At 40.9% G+C, this 13,954-nt stretch carries 18 protein-coding genes; 17 read left to right on the top strand and 1 reads right to left on the bottom strand.

The annotated features are described in order from the left end of the window. Position 1: 1 nt before the first annotated feature. Positions 2-667 (top strand): HAD-IA family hydrolase, encoded by a 666-nt coding sequence (locus RDV63_RS09470; RefSeq protein ID WP_313909254.1) that lies wholly within the window; start codon positions 2-4, stop codon positions 665-667. 14 nt (positions 668-681) lie between these two features. Here RDV63_RS09470 and RDV63_RS09465 read toward each other — a convergent pair whose 3' ends face one another. Then, the gene (locus RDV63_RS09465) at positions 682-1,284 is read right to left on the bottom strand and encodes a nucleoside triphosphate pyrophosphatase (protein WP_313909253.1); all 603 of its coding nucleotides are present in this window, start codon (positions 1,282-1,284) and stop codon (positions 682-684) included. A gap of 129 nt (positions 1,285-1,413) precedes the next feature. Between RDV63_RS09465 and yceD the strand changes: the two genes are divergently transcribed. The 16 genes from yceD (at position 1,414) to prpB (ending at position 13,952) form a co-directional block, all read left to right on the top strand. Then, positions 1,414-1,941, top strand: a complete 528-nt coding sequence (gene yceD, locus RDV63_RS09460; protein ID WP_313909252.1) for a 23S rRNA accumulation protein YceD — start codon at positions 1,414-1,416, stop codon at positions 1,939-1,941. A 16-nt stretch (positions 1,942-1,957) separates the two neighbouring features. Beyond that, entirely contained in the window at positions 1,958-2,122 is a 165-nt protein-coding gene (gene rpmF / locus RDV63_RS09455; RefSeq protein ID WP_008223049.1) for a 50S ribosomal protein L32, read from the top strand. Positions 2,123-2,128: 6 nt separating this feature from the next. After that, positions 2,129-3,169 carry a phosphate acyltransferase PlsX gene (gene plsX / locus RDV63_RS09450; RefSeq protein WP_313909251.1) on the top strand — a complete coding sequence of 347 codons (1,041 nt, stop codon included), beginning with the start codon at positions 2,129-2,131 and terminating at the stop codon, positions 3,167-3,169. A 6-nt stretch (positions 3,170-3,175) separates the two neighbouring features. Then, a complete protein-coding gene (locus RDV63_RS09445) occupies positions 3,176-4,135 on the top strand; it encodes a beta-ketoacyl-ACP synthase III (RefSeq protein ID WP_313909250.1) in 960 nt (319 codons plus the stop codon). A gap of 23 nt (positions 4,136-4,158) precedes the next feature. Beyond that, on the top strand, positions 4,159-5,100 hold the full coding sequence (fabD, locus tag RDV63_RS09440) for an ACP S-malonyltransferase (protein WP_313909249.1): 942 nt from the start codon (positions 4,159-4,161) through the stop codon (positions 5,098-5,100). Between the two features lie 17 nt (positions 5,101-5,117). Beyond that, positions 5,118-5,852 (top strand): 3-oxoacyl-ACP reductase FabG, encoded by a 735-nt coding sequence (gene fabG / locus RDV63_RS09435; protein ID WP_409934857.1) that lies wholly within the window; start codon positions 5,118-5,120, stop codon positions 5,850-5,852. A 136-nt stretch (positions 5,853-5,988) separates the two neighbouring features. Beyond that, positions 5,989-6,225, top strand: coding sequence for an acyl carrier protein (gene acpP / locus RDV63_RS09430; protein ID WP_070049135.1), 237 nt, complete (start codon positions 5,989-5,991; stop codon positions 6,223-6,225). A 79-nt stretch (positions 6,226-6,304) separates the two neighbouring features. After that, complete coding sequence (gene fabF / locus RDV63_RS09425) at positions 6,305-7,543, top strand: beta-ketoacyl-ACP synthase II (RefSeq protein WP_313909247.1); 1,239 nt, start codon at positions 6,305-6,307, stop codon at positions 7,541-7,543. Between the two features lie 105 nt (positions 7,544-7,648). Next, the gene (gene pabC, locus RDV63_RS09420) at positions 7,649-8,407 is read left to right on the top strand and encodes an aminodeoxychorismate lyase (RefSeq protein WP_313909246.1); all 759 of its coding nucleotides are present in this window, start codon (positions 7,649-7,651) and stop codon (positions 8,405-8,407) included. Continuing rightward, the gene (gene mltG / locus RDV63_RS09415) at positions 8,401-9,405 is read left to right on the top strand and encodes an endolytic transglycosylase MltG (protein WP_313909244.1); all 1,005 of its coding nucleotides are present in this window, start codon (positions 8,401-8,403) and stop codon (positions 9,403-9,405) included. The genes pabC and mltG overlap by 7 nt, the downstream gene beginning before the upstream one ends. Before the next feature lies 1 nt (position 9,406). Continuing rightward, entirely contained in the window at positions 9,407-10,033 is a 627-nt protein-coding gene (tmk, locus tag RDV63_RS09410; protein ID WP_313909243.1) for a dTMP kinase, read from the top strand. After that, complete coding sequence (locus RDV63_RS09405; protein WP_313909242.1) at positions 10,034-10,927, top strand: AAA family ATPase; 894 nt, start codon at positions 10,034-10,036, stop codon at positions 10,925-10,927. A 10-nt stretch (positions 10,928-10,937) separates the two neighbouring features. After that, positions 10,938-11,264, top strand: a complete 327-nt coding sequence (locus RDV63_RS09400) for a PilZ domain-containing protein (RefSeq protein WP_313909241.1) — start codon at positions 10,938-10,940, stop codon at positions 11,262-11,264. Positions 11,265-11,306: 42 nt separating this feature from the next. Further along, a complete protein-coding gene (locus tag RDV63_RS09395; protein WP_313909240.1) occupies positions 11,307-12,089 on the top strand; it encodes a TatD family hydrolase in 783 nt (260 codons plus the stop codon). Between the two features lie 298 nt (positions 12,090-12,387). Next, the gene (locus RDV63_RS09390; RefSeq protein WP_313910403.1) at positions 12,388-13,071 is read left to right on the top strand and encodes a GntR family transcriptional regulator; all 684 of its coding nucleotides are present in this window, start codon (positions 12,388-12,390) and stop codon (positions 13,069-13,071) included. Beyond that, complete coding sequence (prpB, locus tag RDV63_RS09385; protein ID WP_313909239.1) at positions 13,068-13,952, top strand: methylisocitrate lyase; 885 nt, start codon at positions 13,068-13,070, stop codon at positions 13,950-13,952. The genes RDV63_RS09390 and prpB overlap by 4 nt, the downstream gene beginning before the upstream one ends. The last annotated feature ends 2 nt before the right edge of the window (positions 13,953-13,954 follow it).

Raw genomic sequence — 13,954 nt, 5'->3', positions numbered from 1 at the left:
AATGACAAAGGTTATTATGCAACAAGCAGACGTCTCTTTAGTTATTTTTGACTGGGACGGTACAGTTATGGACTCTATTGGTCGTATTGTTTCGTCTATGCAAGCTGCAGCTCGTTTAGCAAAGTTGCCTGTACCCTCAGATTTCGCTGTTAAGCAAATTATTGGTATTAGCTTAGATCCGGCTTTTGATATTTTATTTCCTGGATTAAGCCAAACGCAGCGGCAGCAATTATTTAACCATTATCGTCAACAATATTTAGAATATGACACTACGCCAACGCCTTTATTTAATGGCGTTGAACAAGTGTTGCAGCAGCTTAAAGATAAGAACGTAAAACTTGCTGTCGCCACAGGTAAAGCCCGTAAAGGCTTGCAAAGAATGTTTGCTGAAACCGGCTTGGCAGCCTATTTTGATACTAGTCGTTGTGCTGATGAGGCGCAATCTAAACCCCATCCCGATATGCTTGAACAAATTCTGCAGCAACTTGATATTCCAGCCGCCCAAGCTGTGATGGTGGGTGATACTAGTCATGATATGAAAATGGCGCAAACTATTGCCATGCCGCGGATTGGTATTACCCATGGTGTGCATGGCCGAGATATATTAAGCCAGTATGCACCTAAAGCCATAATAGATTCGATACCTGAATTGCTTAAGGTGTTGTAAAATGCTTATTTTAGCTAGTCAGCTATTAGAGCGTTATAACCGGCATTAATTAGCATATGGTTTAATTTTAAAAGGGGTAAGCCAATTAAGCTATTAGGATCATCACCACTTAATTTGTCGAATAAGGCGATACCTAAGCCTTCAACTTTAAAGCTGCCGGCGCAATCTAGAGGTTGTTCTTTTTCAACATAACGAATAATTTCGCTATCAGTTAAAGTTCTAAACCAGACGTCAAAGTATTCAATATGTTGCTGTATACTGTTATCGGCAACATTAATAACGGCTAGCCCGGTTAAAAACTGTACTTTATGGCCACTAAAACGCTGAAGTTGTGCAATTGCCTTGTCAAAGCTGTGTGGTTTGCCGATAATAGCGCCCTGAAACAAGGCAACTTGATCAGAACCAATGACTAGGCCTTCTGATAAGGTTGCGGCAACCGCTTGGGCTTTGGCCAAAGCAAGTCGACTGACTAGTGTTGATGCTAATTCATGCCGATGCACTGTTTCATCTATATTAGGATTTTGGCAGCTAAAGTTCTTTGTTAGCTTACTCAAAATAGCTTTACGATACTCTGAGGTTGATGCTAGCCAAAGTTTGGGTATAGTGGTTTGGGTCATTGATAATTAGGTTCTCACTGTTTTTTGATGCTTACTATAACGGTAAAGGTCATTGACAGCGAGAAAAAACGTAAAAATCTGCCTGAACCCTTTGACAGTAAAGGGGGGCTTCTATATGATGCGCGCCTTATGCAAAAAGTAAAAATGCCCGTTACCTTAAATCTGGTTAAAGCAGCGCAAAAACGCTCAGAGTATGAAGGCTATTATGCTTCAGAAACATTAACTCGATTAAATGAGAGCTTGCTAACATCGCAAGAGCATGTAGCGGTACGAATTGAATGCGGTACTGACCAACAAGGCCTAACTGTTTTACAGGGTAGTGCTTCTTGTGAAGTGAGTGTAAGCTGCGAGCGCTGTGGTCAACCCATGGCTGTTTCGTTAGACTGCAATTTTGCATACACACCGATTAAATCGGATGACGAAGCAGATTTGGAAAATATCCCAGAGTGCTATGACGTGATCGAGAAAGACGACCACGGCGAAATAAATTTACGGCAGTTAGTGGAAGATGAGTTAATTTTGACTCTACCTTTGTTCCCAACGCATGATGAAGCACTTTGTGCAATAAAAAGTGCGGATATGAGCTTTGGAGACCTAGGGCAAGAAGCTGAAAAACCCAATCCATTCGCTATACTGCAAGAATTAAAGAAAAAGTGAGTTTAGGAGAAAAACCATGGCTGTTCAGCAAAATAAAAAATCACGCGCACGTCGCGATATGCGTCGCTCACATGATGCGTTAACTGGCCCAACATTGTCAGTTGATTCTACTACTGGTGAAACGCACCGTCGTCACCATATTACTGCCGATGGTTATTACAAAGGCCGTAAAGTTAAGTAAGTTTGGATGCACCTAGTGCAACCGCTAAAGCTAACTCTTGCTTTAGATATGATGGGGGGCGACCATGGCCCCCGATCTACTATCCCTGCTGCCATAGCTGCGATAGAGGAATATCCAGAATTACACCTGATCTTATGTGGTGATGAAACCATTTTAACCGAGCAATTAAAATTGCACGGCGTTTCTGCACACCCCCAGTTTACACTCAAACACTGTAGCCAAACCATTACCATGGCTGATAAGCCTGCCATAGCGTTGCGTAATAAGCGCGACTCATCTATGCGCACAGCCATCGATTTAGTTGATAGTGGAGAGGTGCAAGCTTGTGTAAGTGCGGGTAATACTGGCGCTCTTATCGCTATTGCTCATTATGTACTTAAAATGCTTGGCGGCATTGAACGACCAGCTTTAATTAGCACTATCCCCTCTATAGAAGGCGAGCCGGTCTATATGTTGGACTTAGGCGCAACGGTCAACTGTGATGCCGATACCCTATTTCAATTTGCAGTTATGGGTTCAGTAATGGCCGAAGAAGTCATTGGCATTACTAAGCCGCGGATTGCATTATTAAATATGGGTGAAGAAGAAATAAAAGGCTCAGATCAAATTAAACGCGCTTCTATGCTTTTAGCCCAATGTAATGATATTAATTATGTTGGCTATATTGAAGGTAATGACATTTTTTCGCGCAAAGCTGATGTAATTGTCTGTGATGGTTTTGTTGGTAATGTTGCATTGAAAACTTGTGAGGGCGTAGCTAAGCTTATTTTACGCCGTTTTGAAACGAGTATAAAAGATCAATTAAGCGCTCAATTATTGGGTTGGCTAATTAAACCTTTCATTAAAAAACTCTCGCAAGCAGTGAACCCCGACCACTACAATGGTGCAAGTCTGATAGGATTGCGCGGAATTGTGGTGAAAAGTCATGGAAATGCAACTAAAGAAGCATTTCTTAGTGCCATCCGACAAGCAGTGCTCGAGGTTGAACGCCAAGTGCCTGCTAAAATTAAGCATCGGTTGGAACACGTATTAATAGATAAAGCGTAGGTTCTTATGTATTCACGCATTATAGGTACCGGGAGCTATTTCCCGTCGAAAATTCGTTCTAATACTGATCTAGAAACGATGGTAGAGACCACCGACGAATGGATTATGGAACGTACGGGTATTAAAGAACGTCGTATTATTGGCGATAACGAAACAGTCGCTACTATGGGTGCTCAGGCGGGTTTAAAAGCGTTAGAAGCAGCCAATATAGATAAAGACAGTGTTGATATGCTGATCTGTGCCACTACTAGTGGTGCTAGATCTTTACCTAGTTCCGCTTGTGAGATACAACGTGAATTAGGTTTGCCGCCTATGCCAGCTTTTGATGTTGCTGCTGCTTGTGCTGGCTTTTGTTATGCATTAAGCATAGCCGATCAATATATAAAAACAGGTATGGCTAAGCGGATTATGGTGGTGGGTTCTGATTGCTTATCACGTTTAATTAGCCCAGAAGATCGCAGCATGGTTATTTTGTTTGGTGATGCTGCAGGTGCTGTAATTTTAGAAGCTTCAGAACAGCCGGGTATTTTATCAACCCATATTTTTGCCGATGGTAAATATTCAGAACTACTGTATGTTGATAATCCAACCCGTGGTATTGAAACCTCTGTTCATAGTTCATGGGGCGCTATGAAAGGTAACGAAGTATTTAAAGTTGCAGTAACTAAACTCTCTGAAGTGGTAGAGCAGACATTAGCGGCTAATAATTTAGATAAATCAGAAATAGATTGGTTAGTACCACATCAAGCTAATCTACGTATTATTGCTGCTGTGGCACGAAAGTTAAACTTACCAATGGAACAAGTGGTTATTAACCTTGATAAATATGGTAATACTTCTGCTGCAACAGTGCCCACAGCCTTAGATGAAGCTATAAGAGATGGCCGCATTCAGCGTGGTCAAACGCTATTGCTTGAAGCTTTTGGCGGTGGTTTTGCTTGGGCATCTGCATTAATTCGTTATTAATTTTTTATTTTGCAGGACATAAAATGACAACTAAACTTGCAATTGTTTTTCCGGGCCAAGGCTCACAAAGTGTGGGTATGTTAGCCGAGCTGTATCAGCAGCATGATATTGTAAAACAAACCTTTGCTGAAGCTTCAGCTGCCCTTGGTTATGATTTATGGGCTTTAGTGGCTAATGGCCCTGAAGCTGAATTAAATGAAACACAACGTACCCAGCCAGCATTACTTACTGCCTCAGTAGCAGTTTGGCGGTTATGGCAGCAACAAAATGGCCAAACACCTGCTTATTTTGCCGGCCATTCATTAGGCGAATATTCGGCCTTAGTATGTGCGGGTGTTTTAACTTTAGCTGCAGCGGTAACTTTAGTTGAAAAACGCGGTAACTATATGCAACAAGCGGTTCCAGCTGGCGTAGGTGCTATGTCGGCTATTATTGGTTTAGATGATGCCGCTATTATTAAAGCTTGTGCTGATGCAGCACAAGGTGAGGTAGTATCTGCTGTTAACTATAATTCACCAGGTCAAGTTGTTATAGCAGGACATAAAGCGGCAGTTGAACGTGCGGGTGAGCTATGTAAAGCAGCCGGTGCAAAGCGCGCCTTACCTTTACCTGTTAGCGTGCCTTCACATTGTGCATTAATGCGTCCAGCCGCTGAGCAGTTATTGCTCGATTTAAATCAGTTATCTTTTAATTTACCAAGTGTACCGGTAATTAATAACGTTGATGTTGCTGCTGCAACTTCGGGTGCTGAGATTAAAGATGCTTTAGTGCGCCAACTTTATAGTCCAGTACGTTGGACTGAAACGATAGAGTTTTTAGCTAGCCAAGGGGTTAGCCAAATTTTAGAGTTTGGCGCGGGCAAAGTGTTAACCGGCTTAATTAAGCGTATAGATAAAACGATTAGTACAGCAGCAGTAGGCGATCAAGCCTCGCTTGAGACTGCACTTAATCAAGAACAGGAATAATATAAATGACTAACTTTATCTCATTAGAAGGCAAAGTGGCATTAGTTACAGGCGCAAGTCGTGGTATTGGCCGTGCTGTTGCTGAACAATTAGCCGCTTTAGGTGCAAAAGTGGTAGGTACAGCGACAACCGAGAAAGGCGCAGCGGCAATTAGCAGTTATTTAGGTGACAAAGGCTTTGGTCTAGTGTTAAATGTCGCAGATAACGCTTCAATTGAACAATGTTTAGCCGAAATAAAACAACAGCTTGGCGATATTGAAATTTTAGTGAATAATGCCGGTATCACACGCGATAATTTATTAATGCGGATGAAAGATGAAGAGTGGCTTGATATCATTCAAACTAATTTGACATCGGTTTATCGCTTAAGTAAAGCGGTTATGCGACCAATGATGAAGCAACGTTTTGGTCGTATTATTAATATTGGCTCTGTTGTTGGCTCTATGGGTAATGCTGGGCAAACAAACTATTCAGCAGCTAAAGCAGGTGTACTTGGTTTTACTAAGTCACTAGCAAAAGAAGTTGCTTCGCGTGGTATTACAGTTAACGCTGTAGCTCCAGGCTTTATTGATACTGATATGACGAAAGACTTATCAGAAGAACAAAAAGAAGCTATTTTTAGTCAAGTTCCAGCAAATCGATTAGGTCAACCTAAAGAAATAGCTGCTACAGTGGCATTTTTAGCATCAAACCAAGCAGCCTATATTACAGGCGAGACAATTCACGTAAACGGCGGTATGTATATGGTGTAACAAGGGTGAAGTTATCAGGTTTGACCAGCAAAAAATGCTGATTCTCAAGCTTGCAACCCACTTTAGTTACGCATAAACTAGCGCCACACAAAATTGCACGAACTGTTGCGATTTATATGAGTAAAAGGAAAGAAAGATGAGCAACATCGAAGAACGCGTAAAAAAAATCATTATCGAACAACTAGGTGTTAAAGAAGAAGAAGTTAAAAACGAAGCTTCTTTTGTTGAAGATTTAGGTGCTGACTCGCTAGATACGGTTGAATTAGTTATGGCGTTAGAAGAAGAGTTTGATACTGAAATTCCTGACGAAGAAGCTGAGAAAATCACTACTGTTCAGTTCGCGATTGACTATGTTAAGGCACACGCTGAATAAGCGATTTGCTTGGATAACGGGTAGCTAAGCTACCCGTTTTCGTTTTATAACTTCAATAATTTCCATGGCGGAGGGTTTTGTGGCAAAACGTCGTGTTGTTGTTACCGGTTTAGGTATGTTAACGCCATTAGGTAATGATGTAGCCTCAAGCTGGCAAGGTTTACAGCAAGGTAAAAGTGGTGTCTCTATGATAGAGCACTTTGATACCAGTGCTTATACCACCAAATTTGCAGGTTTACTTAAAGATTTTGATGTGGAGCCTTATTTTTCGGTTAAAGATGCTCGAAAAATGGATCTGTTTATTCAATATGGCGTTGCGGCTGGTATACAGGCGTTTCGTGATTCAGGAATAGAAATAACTGAAGAAAATGCTCCGCGCATAGGTGCAGCTATAGGTTCTGGTATTGGTGGTTTAGGCTTGATTGAAGAAAATCATGCTAAATTACTCGCTAGTAGTCCAAAGAAATTATCACCTTTCTTTGTGCCTTCAACCATCATTAATATGATTGCAGGTCAGTTATCTATTATGCTGGGCTTGCAAGGACCTAATATTAGTATTGTAACTGCCTGTACTACTGGCGTTCACAATATAGGGCATGCCGCACGGATGATTAGCTATGGTGATGCTGATGTCATGGTTGCTGGTGGTGCTGAAAAAGCGTCTACGCCATTAGGCATGGGTGGCTTTGCTGCAGCTAGAGCTTTATCAACCCGCAATGATGCGCCACAACAAGCTAGTCGGCCTTGGGATAAAGACCGTGATGGTTTTGTTTTAGGCGATGGTGCTGGTGTGATGGTATTAGAAGAATATGAACATGCTAAAGCCCGTGGTGCTAAAATTTATGCTGAATTAGTAGGCTTTGGTATGAGCGGTGATGCTTTTCATATGACATCACCACCAGAAAATGGTGCTGGTGCGGCTTTAGCAATGACTAATGCCTTAAAAGATGCAGCAGTTAATGCTGAGCAAGTTGCTTATATTAATGCCCATGGTACTTCTACACCAGCGGGTGATATTGCAGAAACCCAAGCGATTAAAACGGTATTTGCCAGCAATATTGATAAAGTGATGGTGAGCTCATCTAAGTCAATGATAGGTCATTTATTAGGTGCGGCTGGTTCAGTTGAATCTATTATCACAGTGCTATCTTTACAAGACCAAGTGGTAACCCCGACTATTAATCTAGACAATCCAGATGTTGGCTGTGATTTAGATTATGTACCACATGAAGGGCGCCAAGTAAAAATGGATTATGCCTTATGTAACTCCTTTGGCTTTGGTGGCACTAACGGCTCTATACTATTTAAACGTGTCTAATAGGCTGTTTTCATAGCAAAAGGCTGCATATTGCGGCCTTTTTTTCTATTGTGTTAGCCGTTAATTAAGGCATACTGTGGCGATAGAACTATTATGGAGCGGGCAGTGGCATTTAGTGTAAGCAGTTTTGATCGCAGTTTTAACTATGGTGATGGCATTTTTACCACTATGCAAGTTAAAGCAGGGCAAATTCAACTCTGGCCTTTGCACTTGGCACGTTTGCAATATTCGGCTAATAAACTAGGTTTTTCGGTTATCGATTGGGCTAGCTTAGAAGCAGAAGTTATGGCTGCTATCACTGAGGACTCGCAAGTAATAAAAGTTTTAATATCACGTGGTGAAGGCGGCCGAGGTTATAGTTGCTTGGATGTAACAGCACCTAATATCTATATCAGTCAGGCTAAATTGCCCAATTATACAGTTTGGCAACAACAAGGCATAAGTCTTGGTATTGCTGAGTTAAAGCTTGCTATTCAACCTGCGTTAGCCGGCATTAAACACACCAGTAGGTTAGAGCAAGTATTAGTAAAACAGCAGCTTGCAGAAACCGAGTTTGATGAGTTATTAGTCTTTAATCAATTAGGCTATGCTTGCGAAGCCTCAGCAGCCAATGTGTTTTTCTATCAACAGCAACAGTGGTATACACCTTGTTTAAAGCAAGCCGGTGTGGCGGGTGTTATGCGACAACACTTAATGCAACAACTTGCGGTAAAGCAAGTTAATTGGACCCTGCCACAATTAGCTAATGTTGAGTCGATGTTTATTTGTAATGCCTTGATGGAGATAGTTCCTGTCCAACAGTTCTTGTTACGAAGTTTAGATATAACCCCAGTGTTTTCATTGATAAAGCGACAATTATGCTAAAAAAGATAATAGTTTTACTTCTAGGTGTACTGTTATTAATTGCCGGCTATTTTGCCAGTATTAAACATTTACAATCACTTAGTATTCAGTTTACTCAACCAATTTATACTGTTAAGCCTGGAAGCTCTGTTCAAAGCTTATGTCAGCAATGGCAACAGTTAGGTGAGCTAACTAAAGCTGATTGTTTTTTATTAAAATTATATAACAAGCTTAATCCTCACTTAGCTTCAGTAAAACAAGGCAGTTATCGTGTTAGTGATGGTATGCCGCTATTGACAATATTAAGCCTGTTTAGAGAAGGAAAGGTTGCCCAGTTTTCATTAACCTTTATTGAAGGCCAAACTTTAGCTCAAGCTTTACAACGGCTCCAGTTTGCCGACTATTTGCAGCAAGATGTGTTAACAGCAGAGGATGTTTTAGAGCTTGTTACTTGGCCAAAAGAGTGGGGGGATAAGCCAGAATCTGCAGAGGGGCTTATATTTCCTGATACTTATTATTATACCGCTAACAGTACGGCCAGCAGTTTAATAAAACGTGCTATTAGCGCATTAATCAAACAGCTTTCTACAGCATGGCAACAGCGACAAATTGATTTACCAGTGCAGCAGCCATATCAATTATTGATTTTAGCCTCCATTGTTGAAAAAGAAAGCAGCTATATACCAGAAAGGGCTATTGTTAGTTCTGTATTTGTTAATCGTTTACGCAAAAATATGCGTTTACAAACTGATCCAACGGTTATCTATGGTATTAAAGATTTTGATGGTGATATTAAACGAAGTGATCTACAAAATCCTCATCCTTATAATACTTATCGTCACGCAGGATTACCTCCAGGGCCTATTTCGCTAGTTAGTCAAACGGCTTTAATGGCAGCAGCCCAACCAGAAATAACAGATTTATATTACTTTGTGAGTAAAGGTGACGGTAGCCATCAGTTTTCAACAACATTACAACAGCACAATGCTGCGGTACAAAAGTATATATTTGGAAAGTAATATGCAAACTAAAGCACAATTTATTGTTGTAGAAGGGCTTGAAGGCGCGGGTAAAAGCTCAGCCATTGCTTTAGTGAAAAATTGGTTAGAGCAACAGGGCCATGATGTGGTTTGTACCCGAGAGCCTGGCGGTACACCCATGGCTGAGCAAATACGCAATTTAGTTAAGCAAGTATCAGATGAACAGGTTTCACCTACTACAGAGCTACTGTTAATGTACGCTGCCCGCATGCAGCTAATTACTAATGTAATAGCGCCAGCATTAGCAGCAGGTAAAACGGTATTGGCCGATCGCCATGATCTGTCATCCCGTGCTTATCAAGGTGGTGGCAGACAGCTAGATGAAGCTTTTATTAATGATTTACGTCGTGCAGTTCTTGCTGGAAAACAACCGGATCTGACTTTATATTTAGATATCGACCCTAAAATTGGTTTACAACGGGCTTTAGCGCGCGGCAAGTTAGATAGAATAGAGCAAGAGCAACTAGCTTTTTTCCAACGCACCCGAGCTAAATATCAACAAATTGCTGCCACCGAGCCTAATATAATCACCATTGATGCTAGCCAAGATATTCAGCAGGTACATGCTGATATTGTTGCGGCTTTAAATACAAGAGTTAAGCTGTAAATGTTACCTTGGTTGCAATCCTATCAGACTAACCTTAGTACTTTAGTCGCAAATAATAACTTAGCCCATGCCATGTTATTTACTGGCCCTCTAGGGATAGGTAAAACAACATTAGCGAACTGGTTAATTAGTAGCTTGTTATGCACCAACAGTGTAAAGCCTTGTGGTCAATGTAAAAGTTGCTTATTACACCAAGCAGGCAATCATGCAGACTTTCTTCTAGTTGATACCACTAATACTAGTGTTGGGGTAGATGCGGTAAGACAAATAACCTTGTTTATGCAAAGTACAGCCCAGCAACAACAAAATAAGTTGGTATTACTGGCGAATGCTGAACGTCTTACAGAAGCGGCTGCTAATGCTTTATTAAAAACATTAGAAGAGCCACCTAAAAATGGCTATTTATTATTATTAAGTCCTTATCCGGCTCGTTTATCAGCAACTTTACTAAGTCGGTTACAACATTGGCCTCTTGCTGCACAGTTTGATGGTCGAGCACAACATTGGTTAGAGCAGCATAGCAATAGAGCCGTTCCTGATTTCTTACTTAGATACTGTAGTGGTGGCCCCTTACAAGCGTTAAAGATGCTGGAATCTGGTAAAGCTGATGATATTGCAACCTCTTTGGGGGTTTTAGAGCAGTTTTTTAGTGATAAAATTACATTACAAGACACGGTTAAACCGCTTTTAGCTTCTGAACAAGTGTCATTAATGCTGGGTTTTTATTTACGCCAAAGCTACTTGCCACGATTATTGCAGCATAATGCCGAACGATTACCTTTGGCACATCAACACTATATGCGCTGGTGTCGTGACGAACAGAACATTTTAGGGCAGAATAAGTCACTAGCCCTGAGTGCTTTATTAACGGAACTAAGACGTTTGCGTCATTAACGGAGACACAATGGAAGAATTATCAATTGGATTTAGTGATTTAAAAGAGCTGTACCGCAGTTATATGCCATTTTTAAAACAAGGTGGTTTGTTTGTGCGTACCGGTAGTGGTTACAAGATGGGCCAATCATTAGCCTTAAAAGTAACCTTGCCAGATAGTTTAGAGTCAATTTCGGTTTCAGGCAAAGTGAGCTGGGTATCTCCACATGGTTCACAAAGTGCTTTACCCGCGGGTATAGGTATAGCTTTTATTGATGATAAACATCAGTTAAGTGCAACCATAGAAAAACTAGTGGCAGAATATTTAGCCGCAGACGAAGCTACTTATACTATGTAACTGGCTGCAATTTATATAACTTTTACTGATTGAGGTTTTATCTTGTTTGTTGATTCACATTGTCACTTAGATTTATTAGAGTTTGATAAGTTAGGCCTTAGCTTAGAACAAGTTATTGCTCAGGCGACTGCCGAAAAAATTGAACATATGCTTTGTGTGAGTGTTAGCTTAAACAAATTCGAACAAATGGCTAAGCAAGTTGCTGCTTACCCTATGGTGTCAATTTCATGTGGTGAGCACCCATTACATCAGCACGATAAAGTTGATCCCCAGCAGTTATTAACATTATGCCAACGCCAAGATGTAGTAGCGGTAGGTGAAACTGGCTTAGATTACTTTTACTCTGTAGAAACAAAAGCCTCGCAACAAGCTGCCTTTGTTAGCCATATAGAGGTAGCTAAGCAAGTTAATAAACCCTTAATTATTCATACTCGTGAAGCTCGCCAAGACACTTTAAACTTAATGCGTAGTCATAAGGCCGAAAATGCTGGGGGTGTTTTGCATTGCTTTACTGAAAGCTGGGATATGGCTAAAGCCGCTATGGACATGGGCTTTTATATTTCTATTTCTGGCATTATGACCTTTAAAAATGCTACTGAACTTCGTGATGTGGTTAAAAAAATCCCTTTAGATCGCTTGCTTATTGAAACCGATGCGCCTTATTTAGCGCCAGTTCCTTTTCGTGGTAAAACCAATCAACCTGCCTATGTAAGCGCAGTAGCTAAGGCTATTGCTGAATTAAAAGGTATTGCTACTGAAGAGCTAGCTGCAGTGACAACCAATAATTTCTATCAATTATTTGCTGCTGTTAACAAACCTAATTAAATAAGCGGTAGATAAAAGAAGCCCAGAACTAATTAGCATTGTTCTGGGCGAGGGGAATGGCTCATAGGGTATGAGCCGTTGCGCTATCGTTACTTCAATTAATTGGCTTGTAAAGTTAGTCAGTCTCAGAATATTGAGTGTAGTAAATAGTTAGCTATTTGCTAATTATTTTTTTGTCTAACAGTAAATACTAAGCTTGAAGCTTATTGTCGACAATAAGTTCGGTTAAAACTTGACAGTAGTAACTTTAAGCGTTAAAAATGTAACCATTCTTGCCAACTGTCGACAATTGGTACTTATATTGCACAACTCCACTGTTTTACCCATTACTGCTGCAGATCGTGTTTTAATTGAAATTCGCCAAGCCATTGTTGAAGGTACTATTGCTGCCGGTAGTAAAATTAGTGAGCCGGAATTAGCTAAGCGTTTTACTTTAAGTCGTGCACCTTTGCGTGAGGCATTAGCAAGATTAGAGCGTTGCCATTTAATTGAACGTATTCCTAACGCTGGGGCCCGAGTGGTAAAACTGTCTCCAGAGGGATTAATATCTTTATATCAATTACGTGAAACTCTAGAAGGTATGGCCTGTCGTTTAGCAGCAGAGAATATGAGTATTGCAGAAATTGCTCAAGTACGGCAGTTACTGGATCAACATTTGTCGACACAACGGGTGCGTGAAGGCGAAAGTTATTATCAAGAAGCCGGTGATTTAGATTTTCACTATAAAGTGATCATTGGCAGTAAAAACCCCTACTTAATTAATATCTTATGTGACGAGCTATATCATTTAGTCCGTATGTACCGAGTACAGCTTGGTATGAATGGACCACGTGTATCCCGTGCATTTGATGAACATAAAGCTATTCTTAATGCTATTGAAAATCGTGATGCAGAATTAGCAGATCTGTTAATGCGTCGCCATATTGCAGCATCACGACAAAATATAGAACAGCGATTAAACCTAAATGAGGAATTTTCATGACAACAGTTACAGCAGGAAACAAATTACGTTCAGCTATCAGAGAAAATCAGCCGTTGCAAATAGTCGGTACTATCAATGCTTATACCGCTATGATGGCCGAACGAAGCGGTCACAAAGCAATTTATCTCTCTGGCGCTGGTGTTGCAAATGCCTCTTTTGGTTTACCGGATTTAGGCATGACATCATTAAATGATGTGTGTGAAGATATTCGCCGTATTACAGCCGCGAGTTCTTTACCGCTACTTGTTGATGCTGACACTGGCTGGGGCGGCGCTTTTAATATTGCCCGTACCGTTAAAGAGATGACGCGTGCCGGTGCTGCAGGTTTTCATATTGAAGATCAAGTTGCCCAAAAGCGTTGTGGCCACAGACCTAACAAAGAAATTGTTAGTTTAAATGAAATGGTTGATCGCGTTAAAGCCAGTGTTGATGCCCGCACAGACGAAAGCTTTTTTATTATGGCTAGAACCGATGCCTTAGCCCAGCAAGGTTTAGAAGCTGCCATTGAGCGCGCCTTAGCCTGTGAAGCTGCAGGTGCCGATGCCATTTTTGCCGAAGCAGTTTACACCTTAGAGCAATACCAAGCTTTTAGCGACGCGTTAAAAATTCCTGTACTGGCAAATATCACTGAATTTGGCCAAACCCCTTTATTTAATAAAGCCGAACTAGCCGCGGTTGGCGTGGCGATGGTGCTTTATCCATTAAGTGCCTTTAGAGCTATGAATAAAGCGGCCTTAAACGTATATGAATCTATTTTAGAGCAGGGCGATCAAAAAGCTGTTGTCGACAGTATGCAAACACGTGCTGAGTTATACGACTTTTTAAATTATCACAGCTTTGAACAAAAGCTAGATGCGCTGTTTAGTGAAAAATCTAAATAATA

The sequence above is a fragment of the Rheinheimera sp. MMS21-TC3 genome (assembly GCF_032229285.1).
Taxonomy (GTDB): domain Bacteria; phylum Pseudomonadota; class Gammaproteobacteria; order Enterobacterales; family Alteromonadaceae; genus Alishewanella.
This window is presented reverse-complemented; position numbering and strand designations above follow the sequence as displayed.